At 58.5% G+C, this 17,642-nt stretch carries 13 protein-coding genes; 10 read left to right on the plus strand and 3 right to left on the minus strand.

Translation table 11 applies throughout. The features are described 5' to 3' along the window. The first annotated feature begins 9 nt into the window (after positions 1-9). Positions 10-753, plus strand: coding sequence for an SPOR domain-containing protein (locus LNA76_RS16780; protein ID WP_125277889.1), 744 nt, complete (start codon positions 10-12; stop codon positions 751-753). Positions 754-842: 89 nt separating this feature from the next. Beyond that, entirely contained in the window at positions 843-1,484 is a 642-nt protein-coding gene (locus tag LNA76_RS16785; RefSeq protein ID WP_094195242.1) for a thiol:disulfide interchange protein DsbA/DsbL, read from the plus strand. Positions 1,485-1,710: 226 nt separating this feature from the next. On the opposite strand, the gene metC is transcribed toward LNA76_RS16785, so the two are convergent. Then, positions 1,711-2,907, minus strand: coding sequence for a cystathionine beta-lyase (gene metC, locus LNA76_RS16790; RefSeq protein WP_230019500.1), 1,197 nt, complete (start codon positions 2,905-2,907; stop codon positions 1,711-1,713). 113 nt (positions 2,908-3,020) lie between these two features. Beyond that, entirely contained in the window at positions 3,021-4,097 is a 1,077-nt protein-coding gene (locus LNA76_RS16795; protein WP_108727068.1) for an MBL fold metallo-hydrolase, read from the minus strand. Positions 4,098-4,238: 141 nt separating this feature from the next. Between LNA76_RS16795 and LNA76_RS16800 the strand changes: the two genes are divergently transcribed. The 8 genes from LNA76_RS16800 to LNA76_RS16835 all read left to right on the plus strand — a co-directional run bounded on the left by LNA76_RS16800 (position 4,239) and on the right by LNA76_RS16835 (position 14,603). After that, positions 4,239-4,631, plus strand: a complete 393-nt coding sequence (locus LNA76_RS16800; RefSeq protein WP_094195239.1) for a MerR family transcriptional regulator — start codon at positions 4,239-4,241, stop codon at positions 4,629-4,631. An 81-nt stretch (positions 4,632-4,712) separates the two neighbouring features. After that, positions 4,713-5,891, plus strand: coding sequence for an isovaleryl-CoA dehydrogenase (locus LNA76_RS16805; protein WP_094195238.1), 1,179 nt, complete (start codon positions 4,713-4,715; stop codon positions 5,889-5,891). 12 nt (positions 5,892-5,903) lie between these two features. Then, positions 5,904-7,772 (plus strand): bifunctional isocitrate dehydrogenase kinase/phosphatase, encoded by a 1,869-nt coding sequence (gene aceK, locus LNA76_RS16810; protein WP_094195237.1) that lies wholly within the window; start codon positions 5,904-5,906, stop codon positions 7,770-7,772. Continuing rightward, complete coding sequence (locus LNA76_RS16815) at positions 7,765-8,946, plus strand: acetyl-CoA C-acyltransferase (protein WP_230019501.1); 1,182 nt, start codon at positions 7,765-7,767, stop codon at positions 8,944-8,946. Before aceK ends, LNA76_RS16815 begins: the two co-directional genes overlap by 8 nt. A 72-nt stretch (positions 8,947-9,018) precedes the next feature. Beyond that, positions 9,019-10,626 (plus strand): carboxyl transferase domain-containing protein, encoded by a 1,608-nt coding sequence (locus LNA76_RS16820; protein ID WP_094195235.1) that lies wholly within the window; start codon positions 9,019-9,021, stop codon positions 10,624-10,626. 14 nt (positions 10,627-10,640) lie between these two features. Beyond that, on the plus strand, positions 10,641-12,653 hold the full coding sequence (locus LNA76_RS16825; protein WP_230019502.1) for an acetyl/propionyl/methylcrotonyl-CoA carboxylase subunit alpha: 2,013 nt from the start codon (positions 10,641-10,643) through the stop codon (positions 12,651-12,653). Between the two features lie 110 nt (positions 12,654-12,763). Next, positions 12,764-13,657 (plus strand): tRNA glutamyl-Q(34) synthetase GluQRS, encoded by an 894-nt coding sequence (gene gluQRS / locus LNA76_RS16830; protein WP_230019503.1) that lies wholly within the window; start codon positions 12,764-12,766, stop codon positions 13,655-13,657. A gap of 487 nt (positions 13,658-14,144) precedes the next feature. Beyond that, a complete protein-coding gene (locus LNA76_RS16835) occupies positions 14,145-14,603 on the plus strand; it encodes a DUF494 family protein (protein ID WP_230019504.1) in 459 nt (152 codons plus the stop codon). A 247-nt stretch (positions 14,604-14,850) separates the two neighbouring features. Here the strand turns inward: LNA76_RS16835 and LNA76_RS16840 are convergent, their stop codons facing one another. Continuing rightward, on the minus strand, positions 14,851-17,622 hold the full coding sequence (locus LNA76_RS16840) for a GDYXXLXY domain-containing protein (protein ID WP_230019505.1): 2,772 nt from the start codon (positions 17,620-17,622) through the stop codon (positions 14,851-14,853). Between the last annotated feature and the right edge of the window lie 20 nt (positions 17,623-17,642).

The following is a 17,642-nucleotide window of genomic DNA, read 5'->3' on the forward strand; positions in this document are numbered from 1 at the left end:
TAGGCAGATATGGCAAGAGCACGTAAAAAATCCAGTAGTTCCGGCGGTACCTATACCGGCATTCTGATTGGCCTGATTCTGGGTCTGGGCGCGGCGGTGGCCGTGGCCCTGTTTGTCACCAAAGTACCCATGCCCTTTGTGGACAAGGCCAGCCGGGACAAACCAACCGTTGCCTTGCCTGAAGGGCGAGACTTGCTGGACCCGAACCGGGGTCTGTATGGCAGCTCCAGCGGGCAGACGCCTGCGCCGGGCGACACCATCCCCGGATTGACCTTGCCACCGGCCAATTTGCCCAGCATCTCTTCCAAGCCTGCCGCTCCGGATGCTTTGGGTGATTTGATTGCCACCCTGCCTGCCATGGGTACGGAACCAGCCCGTCAGCCAGAGGCTCGCACTACCGCTCCTGCCGTAACACCACCAGCCACAACACCTGCCGCACCAAGCACTCCGGCACCGGCCACCAGCAAACCGGCTACACCGACACCTGCTGCGCCCCCGGCGCCCGCCAAGCCAGCCACCACGTCCACCCCCTACTACCTGCAAGCAGGTGCATTTCGCAACAATGCGGATGCCGAAGCCATGAAAGCCCGCTTGTTGATGTTGGGTTTTAATGCCTCGGTACAAAGTGCCCAGGTCAATGGCGGCACGATAAACCGGGTACGCCTGGGTCCCTTCAAGGGCATAGACGAAATGAACCGGGCTCGCAGCCGTCTGGCCGAGGAAAAAATTGATAGCTCGGTGGTACGGCCCTGAACAAGTTGCGCCCTGGGTAGGCCCGAGGTGAACTTTTCCGCCATTGCACAGGTCATAGACCTCATCTTCCCCCTTAAGGAAATTGATTCATGAAGCTGAACGCATTGTTTGTACGATCCCTGGTCGGTGCCAGTCTGTTGGCTGGGGCGACTTTGTTGCCCGCCACCAGCGCGCTGGCTCAACAAGCCAACCAGGGCTACGTCACCCTGCCTGCGGCTCAGCCCTCGGACAGCGTCGGTAAAACCGAAGTGCTGGAGTTTTTCTCCTACAGCTGCCCACACTGCGCCATCCTGGAACCCAAGGTCGAAACCTGGGCCAAGACCCTGCCAGACAATGTCGTGCTGCGCCGTGTGCCTGTCGCCTTCAATGCCGGCATGACCGATCTGCAAAAGCTGTACTACACCCTGGAAGCCATGGACCGTCTGGACCTGCACCCCAAGGTGTTTGAAGCCATTCATCAAAAGCGTGAGCGCATTTTTGATGCCAAGACCATCACGGCCTGGGCTGCCAAACAAGGCGTAGACAAGGCTCGTTTCGAGCAGACCTTCAACTCCTTTGGCGTACAGACCAAGGCCAATAAAGCCAACGAACTGTCCAACACCTACCAGATCCAGGGCACACCTAGTCTGGCTGTGGGCGGCAAGTTCGTGACTTCGCCGGCACTGGCCAATGGCTACGACGAAAGCATCAGCAAGGCTCAAGAGCTGCTGAAAATGGTCACCAATCGCTAATTGGCGCTCTGGCTGAGCCATACGGCCAAGGGCCCTCAAGACTGGATTCGTTCCGGTTTTGAGGGCCCTTGGCGTTTCTATATCTGTGATCTATTAGCTGCCGATAGCTCGTCAGTCATTCGATAACAGCGGCTTACAAGAAGGTACGGGATTCCAACGTCATTGCAAGTTTGAGCCAGTTATTAAAGCCAGGGTGCGTCCCTGGCTAGAGCAGTCAGTTAAAGGCCTAAGCCTGCGCCGCCTTTTCAAAAGCCTGTGCCAAGTCTGCACATAAATCCTTGGTCGATTCCAGGCCGATATGCAGGCGTACCAGGCTGTCCTGGCTTTCTTGCCAATAGCTGTGGCCGCTTAAAAATGCGGTATCCACCAGTTGCACCAGGCTTTCAAAGCCACCCCAGGAAAAGCCGATACCAAACAGTGTCAGGGCATCCACAAACACACGAGCCTGCGCATTGTTCAGTCGCAGTTGCACCGACAACATGCCATTAGAGCCGGTGCAGTCGCGTTGCCACAAAGCATGGCCCGGATCTTGAGGCCAAGCCGGGTGATAAATACGGCTAACTTCAGGGCGGCTATCCAGAAACTGACACACGGCCAGCGCATTGGCGGCGCTTTCACGCATACGGATGGGCAGGGTACGTGCACCACGCAGGGCCAGCCAGGCATCGTCCGCACTGATGGAAAAGCCCAGCGCATAATGGTTATCGTGCAGGCGTTTGTTGATGGCAGGGTCGGTGGACATGACTGCCCCCAACATCAAATCGGAGTGGCCTGCCACGTACTTGGTACCCGCCACGATAGACACATCAAAGCCCAATTCCAGTGGACGGTAGATATAGCCCGAGCCCCAGGTATTGTCGGTGACCAGCAGCAAATCATGCTTGCGACCAAACTCGGCCAAGGCGGGCATATCCAGCATCTGCATCAGCAAGGAACCGGGTGATTCCACATACACCATGCGGGTGTTGTCCTGTAGATGACGGGTCATTTCCTCGGGAGTCGGTGCGCAGAATGTGGCCTGTATACCCATGCGACGCAGCACGGTTTTTTCCAGATAGCGCACCGGGCCATACGCACTGTCGGCAATCAGCACGTGATCGCCCGAGTCCAGCAAGGCCAACAAACCCAAGGTAATGGCCGCCATACCCGACGGCGCCAGCAAGGCCTGGGTGGCAGACTCCAACTGACAGAACACCTGTTCCAGCGCGGCATGGGTATCCATACCCGAGCGCCCGTAAGTGACCGAACGTTTTTCAGGATCTGCCTTGTCAGCCTGAGCCCGATCCAGAGCGTCCAGATTACGAAAGCGCACCGTACTGGTGCGCATGATGGGCACGGCCACTGGCGCGGCATCCGTATGCGGATCGAACGGGGCCAGACCCGTGTGTTGCAGGGCAGTATCCAGGGCGAGATCAGAGCTCATAGTGTCGGCAGGCGGTAGCAAGAAAAGCTCTACGCTACCACAGGCCAGCAGGCCCGGTCCCCTATGCCGACAGTCGCTATATTGCCCCCTCTTATTAAGAGGCGCTCCGGTATTCAGATACGCTGAAAACGGTAAACCCCATCCTCGCCCATCTCGCGACGCAAACGATCATCAAAATACAAGGCGTGCAGGTGGGCAATGGCCTCGCCCATGGCAAAGGTCATCTGGTGCGAGTCCAGCTTGCGGTGGAACAGCACGGGCAAAATGTCAGCGGCCGTACAAGGCTGGGAGCAGGCTTGCAGTACTTCTTCCAGACGCTCGGCGTGATGCTCCTGCTGCTGACGGATACGTTCGTGCATGCCACGGAAAGGCTTGCCGTGCGAAGGCAGCACCAGGGTGTCCGGGGCCAGATCCTGATAGGACAGCAACGAGTTCAGGTACAAAGGCAAAGGATTGGCAAAGGGCTCGGTATCGAACACGCTGACATTGGTGGAGATACGCGGCAAGAGCATGTCACCAGAGATCAACACCTTCAGTTCTTCACAATACAAGGACATATGCTCGGGAGCATGGCCATAGCCCACGATCAAACGCCAGGGGCGACCGGCAATCACCACACGCTGACCATCCATCAAGCGTACAAAACGCTCGGGCACCGAAGGCACCATGGACGGGTAGTAATCCCCACGGCTGCGAATCTGCTCACGGGCTTTCTCGTCCTGCAGGCCATGACGGACAAAGTGCGCTTCTGCGGCCGCGCCATTCGGGCCACCGGCTTGCGCACCCGTCTGGCGTCCACCTGTACCCGACCACAGCTTGGCAATTGCGTAGTCCGTCATGCTGATCCACAGCGGCGCATTCCAGCGCTGGCACAACCAGTCCGCCAAACCGATGTGATCCGGGTGCATGTGAGTGACGATCACGCGCAGAACGGGCAAGCCTTGAAGCTCATTGTTAAAAACCTGTTCCCACAGCTCGCGTACTTCGGGGCGGGCCACGCCACAGTCCACAATCGTCCAGCCCTCGCGCCCGTCGATCTGGTCGCGCAATAACCACAGATTGATGTGATCCAGCGCAAAGGGCAAAGGCATGCGCAGCCAACGCACCCCCGGCGCCACTTCCAGGCTGCCGCCCGCTGGGGGCAGGGTATCTGCCCAGGGATAATTCAATTTTTGTTCGTTAGGATTCATGCTCGCTCCAATAGAATGGCTCTTGTAGGGCGTAAGGGCAGACCATACTAAAAGGCCTAGGGCCTTTTACGGTTAATAGGCCCTGGTTCGCACCCCGGCTCTATGGCATGATAGTTTACGTTTACGTAAATCACACTAAAAATGACAACGACAACCTGGACAATATCGGATCTGGCGCACGAGTTTGGCATCACGCCTCGCACCCTGCGCTTCTATGAAGATCAAGGAATCTTGAGCCCGCTGCGTCAAGGTACACAGCGCATTTATCAGCCCCGTGATCGCGCCCGCCTGAAACTGGCCCTGCGCGGCAAAAGGCTGGGACTGCAGTTATCGGAGATTCTGCGACTGATCAATATGTATGAATCCCCGATGGACACCGCCTCCCAGCTTAAGCATTATCAGGAGGTCCTGACCGAGCACCGCCTGCGTCTGGAGCGACAACGGCAGGATCTGGACCAGACCTTGCAGGAAATTCAGGATCAGCTCGATATCTGTCACACCATGAGCGAACAATTGAAGCTGGAGTCCCGATAAGGGAAAACCCATATATATGACGTTTACGTAAACGTAATATAAATACGATTCCACAACCCATTTATTTCCACGGAGTGTCTCATGAGCCTGCCCGGCCTGAATTTCGATCTTGGCTCCGACCTGGACATGCTGCGCGACGCTGTCGCCGACTTCTCCCAGGCCGAAATTGCCCCCTTAGCGGCTCAACTGGATCACGATGACCAGTTCCCCATGCACTTGTGGAAGAAGTTCGGTGAGATGGGTTTGCTGGGCATGACCGTCAGCGAAGAATACGGTGGTGCCAACCTGGGCTATCTGGCCCACATGATCGCGATGGAAGAAATCTCGCGTGCCAGCGCCTCGGTGGCCCTGTCCTATGGCGCGCACTCCAATCTCTGCGTGAACCAGATCAACCGCAACGGGACAGAGGCCCAGAAGCAGAAATACCTGCCCAAGCTGATCAGCGGCGAGCATGTCGGTGCCCTGGCCATGAGTGAGCCCGGTGCCGGTTCGGACGTCGTCAGCATGAAGTTGCGCGCCGAAAAGAAGGGCGATCGCTACGTACTCAATGGCTCCAAAATGTGGATTACCAACGGCCCGGACGCCGACACCCTGGTGGTGTACGCCAAGACCGACCCGCAAGCCGGTGCGCGCGGCATTACCGCCTTTCTGATCGAAAAAGATTTTGCTGGTTTCTCCGTTGCCCAAAAGCTGGACAAGCTAGGCATGCGCGGCAGCCACACGGGTGAACTGGTGTTCCAGGACTGCGAAGTACCGGAAGAAAACGTACTGGGCCAGCTCAATGGTGGCGTCAAAGTACTGATGTCCGGCCTGGACTACGAACGTGCCGTCCTGGCCGGTGGTCCACTGGGCATCATGCAAGCCGTCATGGACGTCGTGATTCCCTACATTCACGATCGCAAGCAGTTCGGCCAGGCCATTGGCGAATTTCAGCTGATTCAGGGCAAGATGGCCGATATGTACACCACCCTGCAAGCCAGCCGCGCCCTGTGCTATGCCGTGGGCAAGAACCTGGATCGTCTGGGTGCCGGCCACGTGCGTTCCGTGCGTAAAGACTGCGCTGCCGCGATTCTTTACAGCGCGGAAAAAGCCACCTGGATGGCCGGTGAAGGCATCCAGATTCTGGGCGGCAACGGCTACATCAACGAGTTTCCCACAGGCCGTCTGTGGCGCGATGCCAAGCTGTACGAGATCGGCGCGGGCACCAGCGAAATCCGCCGCATGCTGATCGGTCGCGAATTGTTCGCCGAAACTGCCTAAAAAGGCACAGGCATGTCCAACCCTGACTTTGGCGAAACGACTGTCATCACCCCGGTTCAGAAACCGGGGATGACCGCTATCCAGGTGGCCCAGACCATGCTCAATGGTTTCAATCGCCACTATGCACTGTTTCGCTACAGCGCCCAGCGCGCCAAGTCTTTGTACGAATCGGGCGACTGGCATGGTATTCAGCAGCTCTCGCGCGAACGTATCGAGTACTACGCGACACGGGTGCGCGAATGCGCGGCCATGCTTAGCCAGAGCCTGCGTCTGCATCAGCCTACGCCATCCGATCCGGCCCATCTGGACGATGCCCAGCAGCAATTGTGGTTGCAGGCCAAAGCTGAATTTGTGCGTTTGCTCTCGGGCCACCGTCAGCCCGAATGTGCGGAGACCTTCTTCAACTCCGTCTCCTGCCGCGTGCTGCACCGGCACTACTTTCGCAACGAATTCATTTTCGTGCGCCCAGCCGTTGCCACGGATTACCTGGACGGCGCGCTGCCTTCATATCGCGTCTATTACCCCACCCAAGAGGGTCTGGAAGCCAGCCTGACCAGTATGCTGGCCGACTTCGGTCTGGCTGCCCCCTTTGCCGACCTGCCGCGCGATGTACGCACCTTGGCCCGCATGGCCGTGCGTCAACTATGCCGCCGTCTGCCGCGCGGCTATGGCTCGCGCATTGGCTCGGACTGCCAGATTCAGGTGCTGAACTCCCTGTTCTTTCGCAACAAGGGTGCCTATGTGGTGGGCCGACTGATCAACCAGGGCGAAGTGCTACCGTTCTCCCTGGCCATTTTGCATCGCCCCTCGGGACACTTGTATATAGACGCCTTGTTGCACACCACGGACGACCTGTCCACGCTGTTCAGCTTTACGCGCGCCTATTTCCTGGTCGATATGGAAGCGCCGTCGGCCTATGTGGACTTCCTGTCCAGCCTGCTGCCACGCAAGCCCAAGGCCGAGCTATACACCGCCATCGGTCTGCAAAAGCAGGGCAAGACCCTGTTCTACCGCGACTTTCTGCATCACCTGTCGCACTCGCACGATCACTTTGATCTGGCTCCCGGTATTGCCGGTATGGTGATGACGGTATTTACCTTGCCGTCCTACCCCTATGTGTTCAAACTGATCCGCGACCGTATTCAAAAGCAGGGCATGGACCATGCCACGGTACGCAGCAAATACCAGTTGGTCAAAAAGCATGATCGTGTCGGACGCATGGCCGACACCTGGGATTACGCCCAGGTTGCCTTACCCAAGGCGCGCTTTTCCGACGCCTTGCTGGAAGAACTGCGCCGCGAAGTGCCCAGCCTGCTGGAAGAGTCCGAGGACACCATCTTGCTGCGTCACGTCTACATTGAACGACGCATGACCCCGCTGAATCTGTATCTGAACAAGGCCAGCGACCCCGCCCTCAATGCCGCTGTCGACCAGTACGGCAAAGCAATCCGCGAGCTGGCTGCTGCCGACATTTTCCCAGGCGATATGCTGTTCAAGAACTTTGGTGTAACCCGCCTGGGCCGCGTCGTCTTCTATGACTACGACGAAATCCAGCACATGCGCGAGATGAACTTTCGCGCCATTCCACCCGCACCGAACGAAGAAGCCGAAATGGCCAGCGAACCCTGGTATCCGATCGGCCCGAACGATGTATTTCCTGAAGAATTCGGCTACTTTCTACTAACCGACCCACGCATTCGCAAAGCCTTCATGGCCCACCATGCCGAACTGCTCGAACCTGAGTGGTGGTCCCAATGTCGCTTGCGGGTAACACAAGGTCGGATCGAAAATATTTTTCCGTACAACAAAGATCGGCAGCTGCACGAGTTTGCCAAACGCGCGCCGGTCTCCTCTTTGCAACCAGGAGTCTTTCATGACTAATTCCGTTGTCATCGTCTCGATCGCCCGCACCCCTATGGGCGGCATGATGGGTAGCCTGTCCGATCTGGCCGCCCACGAACTGGGCGCCGTCGCCATCAAGGCGGCCATGGAGCGTTCGGGCATTCCGGCCGACAAGGTCGATGAAGTGATCATGGGTAATGTGCTGCAAGCCGGTCAGGGCCAGGCCCCCGCGCGCCAGGCCGCCTTGGGCGCCGGTCTGCCCCAGGGTGTGGCTTGCACCACCATTCACAAAGTGTGCGGTTCCGGTCTGAAAGCCGCTATGTTTGCCCACGATCTGCTCAAAGCAGGCAGTGTGGACGTGGTGGTGGCTGGCGGTCAGGAAAGCATGAGCAACGCCCCTTATCTGCTGCTTAAAGGCCGCCAGGGCTACCGCTACGGCCATTCCACCGTCTATGACCACATGGCCATGGACGGTCTGGAAGATGCCTACAGCCGTGGCACCGCCATGGGCGTGTTTGCCGAAGACTGCGCCAGCAAATACGAATTCAGCCGCGAAGAGCAAGACGCTTACGCGCTGGAATCGCTGCGCCGCGCTCGCCAAGCCAGCGATGACGGCAGCTTTGAATGGGAAATTGCGCCCGTGACCATTGCGGGTCGCAAGGGTGATGTCGTCATTGCCAAGGACGAAGCCCCTGCCAAAGCCATGCCCGAGAAGATCCCCACGCTGCGTCCCGCTTTCAAGAAAGACGGCACGGTTACCGCTGCCAACGCCTCGTCCATTTCGGACGGCGCCGCCGCCATGGTGATCACCACTGAAGGCAAGGCCAAAGAACTGGGCGCAACACCGCTGGCCCGCATTGTGGCTCACACCCAGCACGCTCAGGAACCCGCCTGGTTCACCACCGCACCGGTGGCCGCTATCCAGAAGCTGCTGGATAAAACCGGCTGGAGCGTGGCCGATGTGGACCTGTTCGAGATCAACGAAGCCTTTGCCGTGGTCACCATGGCCGCCATGAAAGAGCTGAACATCCCGCACGACAAGGTCAACATCCACGGTGGCGCCACGGCCCTGGGCCACCCCATCGGTGCATCGGGTGCTCGCCTTTTGGCGACCTTGATCGGCGCCCTGCGCAAGACCGGCGGCAAGCGTGGTATTGCTTCGCTGTGCATTGGCGGTGGCGAAGCGGTCGCCCTGGCCGTCGAGCTGGTTTAAAGCAAGCTCATCAGCCGGGCTGCGGCCCGGCTGATTTTATGGGCTTTTCTCTGTTCTCTTTCCAGGCACGCCATGTCAGTTATTGAATCCCGCATCAATCCGCGTTCCCAAGACTTTCAGGACAACGCCTCGATCATGCAGGCCCTGATCCTTGATCTGCGCCAAAAGCTACAGAAAACCGCTTTGGGCGGGTCTGAATCCTCCCGGCAACGCCATGTGGGTCGCGGCAAACTGCTGCCCCGCGAGCGCGTCGAACGGCTGCTTGATCCCGGTACTCCCTTTCTGGAACTCTCGCCTCTGGCTGCCCAGGACGTCTATAACAACGAGTCTCCCGGCGCGGGCATCATCACGGGCATTGGCCGCATTGCGGGCATTGAATGCGTGGTGGTCTGCAACGACGCCACGGTCAAAGGCGGTACCTACTATCCGCTGACTGTTAAAAAGCATTTGCGTGCCCAGGAAATTGCCCAGCAGAACAATCTGCCTTGCGTATACCTGGTGGACTCGGGCGGGGCCAACCTGCCCAACCAGGAAGACGTCTTCCCGGACCGGGACCACTTTGGCCGCATCTTCTACAACCAGGCCAATATGTCGGCCCAGGGGATTGCACAGATCGCCGTGGTGATGGGTTCGTGTACCGCTGGCGGTGCCTATGTTCCGGCCATGAGCGATGAGTCCATTATCGTGCGCGACCAGGGCACCATCTTCCTGGGTGGCCCACCCCTGGTCAAAGCAGCTACGGGTGAAGAAGTCAGCGCCGAAGACTTGGGCGGTGGCGATGTGCACACCCGTCTGTCCGGCGTGGCCGACCATCTGGCCGAGAACGATCTGCATGCGCTGGAATTGGCACGCCGCTGCGTCGGCCGCCTGAACCGCGAGAAAAAACTGCCCTGGCCGCTGAAAGAAGTACGCGAGCCACGTTACGACCCGCAAGAGTTGAACGGCATCATCCCCGCCGATACCCGCAAGCCCTACGATGTGCGCGAAGTGATCGCCCGCATTGTGGATGACTCGGATTTTGATGAATTCAAAGCCCGCTTTGGCACCACGCTGGTGACCGGCTTTGCCCATATCCACGGTATGCCCGTGGGCATCATCGCTAACAACGGCATTCTGTTCTCGGAAGCGGCTCAAAAAGGCGCCCACTTCATTGAACTGTGCTGCCAGCGCAAGACGCCTTTGGTGTTTCTGCAGAACATCACCGGCTTCATGGTGGGCCGCAAGTACGAAAACGAAGGGATTGCCCGCCACGGCGCCAAACTGGTCACCGCCGTATCCACGGCTGCCGTACCCAAGTTCACCGTGATTCTGGGCGGCTCTTTCGGTGCCGGTAACTACGGCATGTGTGGCCGCGCATTCAGCCCGCGCCTGCTGTTTCTCTGGCCCAATGCCCGTATCTCGGTCATGGGTGGTGAGCAAGCTGCCAGCGTGCTGGCGACCGTGCGCCGTGATGGCCTGGAAGCCCGTGGCCAGACCTGGAGTGCCGAGGACGAGGAAGCCTTCAAGGCCCCGATCCGCGAACAATACGAACATGAAGGCCACCCCTACTACGCCACTGCGCGTTTGTGGGATGACGGCATCATCCAGCCTTCGGACACCCGGCGCGTTTTGGCCCTGGGTTTGTCCGCCGCCTTGAACGCCCCTATTGAAGACACCCGCTTTGGCGTGTTCCGCATGTAAGACAAGGAGACACTGTGTTTCAGACCCTGCTGATAGCCAATCGCGGTGAAATTGCCTGCCGGGTGGCCGCCACTGCCCGCAGCCTGGGGCTGCGTACCGTTGCGGTTTACTCCGACGCGGACGCGGACGCCCAGCACGTACGTGCTTGTGATCAAGCCGTGCGCATCGGTGGCCCCGAGCCACGCGACAGTTACTTGAAGATCGACGCCATTCTGGAAGCCGCTCGTGCCACTGGCGCGAACGCGATCCACCCTGGCTATGGTTTTCTGTCCGAGAACGAGCACTTTGCTCGCGCTTGTGAACAAGCCGGCATTATTTTTGTAGGCCCACCCGCTCAAGCCATTGCGGCCATGGGCAGTAAGTCCGCCGCCAAATCCCTGATGGAAAAAGCTGGTGTGCCTTTGGTGCCCGGTTACCACGGCGACAACCAGGACCCCGACTTCCTGCACCAGCAAGCCGACAATATCGGCTACCCCGTGCTGATCAAAGCCAGTGCCGGTGGCGGCGGCAAGGGCATGCGTATTGTGGAAGAGTCCGGCGCGTTCCTGGAAGCCTTGCGCTCTTGCCAGCGCGAAGCCGCAAGCAGCTTTAGCGACGACCGCGTGCTGATCGAACGCTACATCACCAAACCACGCCATATCGAAATCCAGATCTTTGGTGACCAGCATGGTGACTACGTCTACCTGTTCGAGCGCGATTGCTCGGTACAGCGTCGTCACCAGAAAGTGATTGAAGAAGCGCCCGCCCCCGGCATGACACCCGAGCGTCGCCAGGCCATGGGCGAAGCCGCCATTGCAGCGGCCCGCGCCGTGAACTATGTGGGCGCAGGCACGGTGGAATTCATTGCCGAACAGGACGGACGTTTCTACTTCATGGAAATGAATACCCGTCTGCAAGTGGAGCACCCCGTCACCGAACTGATTACTGGCCACGACTTGGTGGAATGGCAACTGCGTGTGGCCGATGGCCAGCCTTTGCCGGCCAAACAGGACGAGCTGAGCATTAATGGCCACGCCATTGAAGTTCGCATTTACGCAGAGAATCCTGATAAGGACTTTCTGCCGTCCATCGGTACGCTGCGCAGCTTGCAGTACCCCACCCATGCGTCCTTCACCTCCGGTGAGGTGCGTATCGACAGCGGTGTGCGTGAAGGCAGCGTGATCAGCCCCTTCTACGACCCCATGATCGCCAAGGTCATCACTCATGGTGCTGATCGTGAACAAGCCCGTCGTCGCCTGATTCGCACGCTGGCGGACACTCAGGTGGCCGGTGTTCACACCAACAAGACCTTCCTGCAACGTCTGCTGGGCGATGACGCCTTTGCCCAGGCCGATCTGGATACGGGCCTGATCCCACGTCGTCACGATGCGCTGTTCCCCAGCAATCAGGACGTTCCGGCTTCTGTGCTGGCCTTTGCCGCCTGCGCCGTGCTGACTCACCAGGGTCTGAGCGGGCAAGCTCCCAACTCCGACCCGTGGGCCGTGCATGACGGCTGGCGCCTCAGTGGGGACTACGATCAGAAAGTGGCCTTGCAACTGGGTGAACAAGCCCACGACGTGCTGCTGCAACGTCGTGAAAACCAGTGGCAGATCACGCTGGGCGAAGCTCAACACGCGCTGCGCTGGCAAGCCGAGGCAACGGCGGGTCTAGCCCAGACCTTGACCGTACGCCTGTGGCTGGATCAGGTCGAATACCGTGCCCAGGTGCTGCAAGATGGCGACCATCTGCAAGTGGCCCAGGCCGGTTCGGACTGGACCCTGGCCGTGGTCGACACCCTGGCCAGCGCCAGTACCAGCGGCCAGGAAGCGCACGGTGGCCACCTGACCGCTCCCATGCCGGGCAAGATTATTGCCCTGAATGTGGCTGCAGGTGACAGTGTCAAGCAGGGCGATGTGCTGCTGGTCATGGAAGCCATGAAAATGGAGCACTCCATTCAGGCACCTGCCGATGGCACCGTGGCCGAACTGTTCTTTGCGGTGGGCGATCAAGTGCCCGAAGGCGCAGAGCTGGTCACCATGGAGAGCTAAAACCTCTTCTTTCCAGCCCGCGCAAAACGCATTGCCGGGCTAGAAAAATAGGCGTAAAGTCGCATTACCAAGAGCCCCCTTCCAGGGGCTCTTGCCGTTAAGAACGACTCATGACCGCCCAGCTTCTTACCCCCTACTGTGGTCGCTTTGCGCCTAGTCCCAGTGGTCCCTTGCACGAGGGTTCACTGGTTGCGGCCATGGCCAGCTACCTGGATGCACGCGCCCAGAACGGGCGCTGGTTGCTACGCATTGAAGATATAGACACGCCACGCGTGGTCGCCGGGGCAGACCAGATCATCATGCAGCAACTGCGGGGCCTGGGCATGCACTGGGATGGCGAAGTTCTATGGCAAAGCCAGCGGCTGGCTCGCTATCAGGACGTGTTTGACGGCCTGCGCGAGCGGGATCTGGTCTACGGCTGCACCTGCACCCGTCAGGAGATTCTGGCCGCCTCCATGCCGCTTGCCCCGGATTCGCATGAATATCCCTATGCAGGCACCTGCCGCCACGGCATCCCGGCAGATCGCGCCGTACGAGCCTGGCGGCTACGCGTACCGGAAGGGGTGGAACACTTCACGGATCGCTGGGCCGGGCCGCAACAGCAGGACGTAGCCAAAGAAGTAGGGGACTACATTCTTAAACGCGCCGACAAACTCTGGGCATACCAGTTTGTGGTGGTCATTGATGATGCGGACAGCCAGATCACCGATGTCGTGCGTGGCGCAGACTTGCTCAGTTCCACGGCCCGCCAGCGGGTATTGCAAAGAATCCTGGGCCTACCGCTCCCGCGTACCCTGCACGTACCGCTGGCCTGCGATGAGCAAGGCCGCAAGCTTTCCAAACAGAACCATGCCCCAGCCTTTGATCTGGACCATCCAATGGAAACGCTGCAACGAGTCTGGGCCTTTCTGGGCTTTGCTCCCCTGGTTGCCAACACTCTGGACGAGTTCTGGAGCCAGGCCACCAGCGCCTGGGCACGGCGCTTCCCCTTATCGCTTAGCTAAAATCCAGGTATCCAAGCAGCACACTGGATTCTGAGCGCTGATTCCTTGCTGCCTGCTGCCTGTTGCCTGTTGCCTGCTGCCTGCTGCCTGCTGCCTGCTGCCTGCTGCCTGCTGCCTGCTGCCTGCTGCCTGCTGCCTGCTGCCTGCTGCCTGCTGCCTGCTGCCTGCTGCCTGCTGCCTGCTGCCTGCTGCCTGCTGCCAACCAGTGTGCCCCTCCGTCGGCTCTCTGTGCCAGCTTATTAGGTTTCAAATAAACGACAGTTTCTGCCCGAACAATCGATTTATGTTTCAATCATAAAGACGCCCCGCCGCACAGGGCGTCTGCCAGAGCAAAACCCGGTAAAAATCGGCCTCACCGCTCACGGCAGAACCCACCCAAGCCCTGAACCCCCCATTTGCCCCCTACCGCAAATCAGCGTAAAGTTTGGTCACTGGTTACCGAATTCACGCAGTTTTTTTAATCACTTAGGACGGCAACCTTATACCCATGTTTGATATCCTGGTTTATCTTTTCGAGACGTATTACAACCCCCAGTCCTGTCCCAAGGCGGAGGTTCTGGCCCACAAATTGGCCGCTATTGGCTTTGAAGACGAGGACATCAACGACGCACTGGGCTGGCTACATGCACTGGGCGAGACCTCGCAACAGTGTCAGCCTACCGCTCAACTCAGTCCCAACAGTCAGCGTATTTTTTCTGAGCACGAACAGAATGTGCTGGGCGCTAACGCGATGGGTTTCATCACCTTTTTGCAAAATTCCGGCGCTCTTACCGCCCACCTGCGCGAAATTCTGATTGAAAGCGCCATGACAGTGGACGAAAGCCCGGTCTCGTTGGACAAAATAAAAATTGTCGCCCTGATGGTTTTGTGGAGCCACGAAGCCGAAATCGATCATCTGATCTTTGAAGAGCTGCTCAGCGACGACTCCACCCGTCAGTCCCACTAAGCTGATACACAGGAACCTATTTTTTGTTCAAGAAACGGCCCCGATAAAGAGGGTCCTTCCACACAAAAAACCAAGGCCCGACTCCGACACTTCATCGGATTCGGGCCTTTTTGATGGGTCTTGCTGTCGCTTGGACGGTGTTTAACCTTCTTTGTGGATACGGCAGACATTCAAGAAAGCCGGATTGTCTTTATTAGATAGGGGCAATCCGACTATAGGCTATTGAGCGCAACTGATCAGATCAGGCTCACTTGATTTCCTTCCTGTCCTTGTCCAGCATCGCGCGCAACAGGCTCTGACCATCCTCGACCACGGCAAACTCGCCGTAGCGGGCGGCATCGAAGCGATCTGCCGAGCCTTCCGCAAAGAACCAGGCATCTGTTCCAGGCGTCCAGTTACTGCGGTGACGGCGCATGCGCAAGCGCATCACATCGGAAGGTTCAGCCACAGGGCCTTCTTCGCTCCACAGGCGCTCCTGGCCGTCCTGCTCCAGATAAACACCCTTGAGCTGCGCCACCTTGTTCTCATCCAGTTGCACCGCCACAACCACCCACTGCTGAGCGTCCATCTTGGCAAGCGCATCCTTGGGCAAGCCCCAGGACAGGGCAGACAAGTTCTGCGACAGGGCAAAGTTCAAGGACATATAGTCGCCCTGCATCAGCGAACGGGGATCGACCGGAGCCAGCTCCAGCAACACCGTCTGACCATCGCTCAAGATACGTTCTTTTTGCACGATAGCGACGTTGGCCACGCCCAGCACCAGCACCGTCCCCAACAAAACGCTGGCAAGAATGCCTTTAGGAGCCGCCTGCACCGGCGCGTCGGCCACCACTTTATTGCGACCTAGCTGACCCAGATACGCAAACACCAAGCAGCCTACGCCCGTTGCCAGCAAGAGTTCGGCCTTGTCCAGCAGACTGATGTTCAGGATGTAATACAGACGCCAAAGGCAGAACAGGCCCATTGCCACGGCCACGGCCAACAAGCTGAGATAGCGCCAGGCATAAGCCACCAGAATCCAGCTCAAGGCCAGAGCCACCGGCGGATAAGGTGTCCAGACCGCACACAAGGCTGCCAGACCCAGCAAGGCAATGCCATAGACCAGAGGCTGGTCACGCCAGCCGCGCCAATAAAACGCCAGTATCGCCAAAGGAGCCATCGCCAGCAAAAAGCCAGCCACGGTCAGGTAAGGCCGCGACTCGTCCCAGAAGGGCATGGAATAAAACAGCGTGCCCGCCAAAACAAGATGAATCTGGGAAGCAAGCAGCAAGGACCAGAACAAGGGCAGCCAGAAATGCGGCTTGCGCTCACCACGCAAATAAAGATGTCCTAACGACAAGGCGGCAAAGAACATGAATGCAGCGGGCATTTCCAGCACCCAATAAGGCATCATGGCCCAGCGATCAAACAAGCGCTCGATCACCAGAAACTCGATCGCGGCCAGTGCCCAGATCACCAGCAACATGCGCAATACGAACTGTCCTTTGGCCAGCCTGTACAGCAAGGTGCTGATCACGACGGCTATCATGGCGCTGACTTCATGTGGCCAGGGGTAACGCATGTCCACAAGCGGCACGCTAAGCAAGAGCACCGCGCACGCAACCCAGCCGCCGACCAGATCCCGGCTGGATACCGTCTGGGCCTTGGCAAACAGCACGGGGGACACCAGAGCCATGATGCCGCCCAGTACACCCAGCGCTTCCAGACTCAAGTCCAGAGAAACAGCCAGGTACAGCAGAATAATCAGTGGTAACAGCAGGTATAGGAACAGCTTGATCAGCCTCAGATACCAAGGATGATGTTCATCACTGCCTTGAGTATCCAGTGCATCTGCCTGGGCCGGTTGTTGAGCTTGTGTAACGGCATCAGCCTGGACGCTAGCCTGAGCATTGGCCAGGACCTCTGCTGTTGAAGCCGCAGGACTTGTTGCCGCTGCTGCGTTGACGGTTGATTGAGTTGCAGCCGCTTCGGTTCCAACAGTGGCATTTGCCGTGACGGTGGTAGTTGTTGCATCAACTGCCGAGGCCGTTGCCAACGTGGCACCTGAAGCAAGATCGACCTTGGCTGCTTCCAGCGTTCCAGCACCTGCATCTGCAGTAATAGCGCCCGCCGTATCCTCTTTAGCAGCCAAGGCCTCGCCGCCATGAGTCCGTCGCCAATTGACGACCTGCTGCTGCAAGAAACGCAGCAGCCCCAGACCCAGGCCCACAATCACCACCACGATCAGTAGGAACGCATCGCCTGCATACTCGATAATCAGCATGCTCAAGGAACCATACGCGCCGAACGAGGCCAAGGACATGATCAGCAAATCCGGGCGACGGTAGCGATAAACACCGTACAACGCCAGGAACAAGACCAGTCCCAGCAGGAAGTTGCCTTCCATGACCTGGGCACCGATGAAAAAGCCCACCGCAATCGCTGCTACACGCGGCACGATGCGCCACGGGTCATGACGCGCACGCCAGATGGTTTCGGCTGCCAGCAACAGCAGCGCATTGACTGCCAGAGCTAGCAAAGTCTGCGAGGTGTAGCTGCGCCCAAACCAGTCCAGACGGGCCACATCTATCCATAGGTAGAAGGCCGTATTGATCAGTACCAGCCACAGCACGGACAGAAAGACACTGCGCACGGTGAATACCCAAGGTATGATCAGCACAGTCCACAATGCGAAAAGCTGCCAAGGGTCTGCGCCAGTCTGATAAGTCTGGCCAATCAGGGCCAGCAAACCGCCCGTGGCCACGGCGGCCAGGCCGGTCAAAGCAGCAGGCACTCCCAGATCATGTCCCCAGCCACCGGAACGTCGGCGAAACAGCAAGGCCAGTCCTGCTGAAATCAGCACGGCACCTTGAGCCAGGGCAAATTTGGCGACATGCCCCCAGTTTTCCCAATTGGCCGCAATCCAGGTCACCAGACCACTGGCAAGCAGCAAAACGGCCAAACCCCAGGCCAGTTTTGTCAGAAACACTCGCCAGTCAGTTGGCCATACGTTAGTCTTGTCAGGTCTCATAACTTGCATAGAGGGATAAGCACCTCGTA

The organism is Alcaligenes sp. MMA (assembly GCF_020907215.1).
In the GTDB taxonomy this organism is placed as follows: Bacteria; Pseudomonadota; Gammaproteobacteria; order Burkholderiales; family Burkholderiaceae_B; genus Alcaligenes; species Alcaligenes aquatilis.

What these genes read in the sequence shown, in the direction of transcription:
- gluQRS (WP_230019503.1), top strand. Translation starts at nt 12,764, where the DNA reads ATGACCGCCCAGCTTCTTACCCCCTACTGTGGTCGCTTTGCGCCTAGT.
- LNA76_RS16840 (WP_230019505.1), bottom strand. Translation starts at nt 17,622, where the DNA reads ATGCAAGTTATGAGACCTGACAAGACTAACGTATGGCCAACTGACTGG.
- aceK (WP_094195237.1), top strand. Translation starts at nt 5,904, where the DNA reads ATGTCCAACCCTGACTTTGGCGAAACGACTGTCATCACCCCGGTTCAG.
- LNA76_RS16835 (WP_230019504.1), top strand. Translation starts at nt 14,145, where the DNA reads ATGTTTGATATCCTGGTTTATCTTTTCGAGACGTATTACAACCCCCAG.
- LNA76_RS16785 (WP_094195242.1), top strand. Translation starts at nt 843, where the DNA reads ATGAAGCTGAACGCATTGTTTGTACGATCCCTGGTCGGTGCCAGTCTG.
- metC (WP_230019500.1), bottom strand. Translation starts at nt 2,907, where the DNA reads ATGAGCTCTGATCTCGCCCTGGATACTGCCCTGCAACACACGGGTCTG.
- LNA76_RS16820 (WP_094195235.1), top strand. Translation starts at nt 9,019, where the DNA reads ATGTCAGTTATTGAATCCCGCATCAATCCGCGTTCCCAAGACTTTCAG.
- LNA76_RS16795 (WP_108727068.1), bottom strand. Translation starts at nt 4,097, where the DNA reads ATGAATCCTAACGAACAAAAATTGAATTATCCCTGGGCAGATACCCTG.
- LNA76_RS16805 (WP_094195238.1), top strand. Translation starts at nt 4,713, where the DNA reads ATGAGCCTGCCCGGCCTGAATTTCGATCTTGGCTCCGACCTGGACATG.
- LNA76_RS16800 (WP_094195239.1), top strand. Translation starts at nt 4,239, where the DNA reads ATGACAACGACAACCTGGACAATATCGGATCTGGCGCACGAGTTTGGC.
- LNA76_RS16815 (WP_230019501.1), top strand. Translation starts at nt 7,765, where the DNA reads ATGACTAATTCCGTTGTCATCGTCTCGATCGCCCGCACCCCTATGGGC.
- LNA76_RS16780 (WP_125277889.1), top strand. Translation starts at nt 10, where the DNA reads ATGGCAAGAGCACGTAAAAAATCCAGTAGTTCCGGCGGTACCTATACC.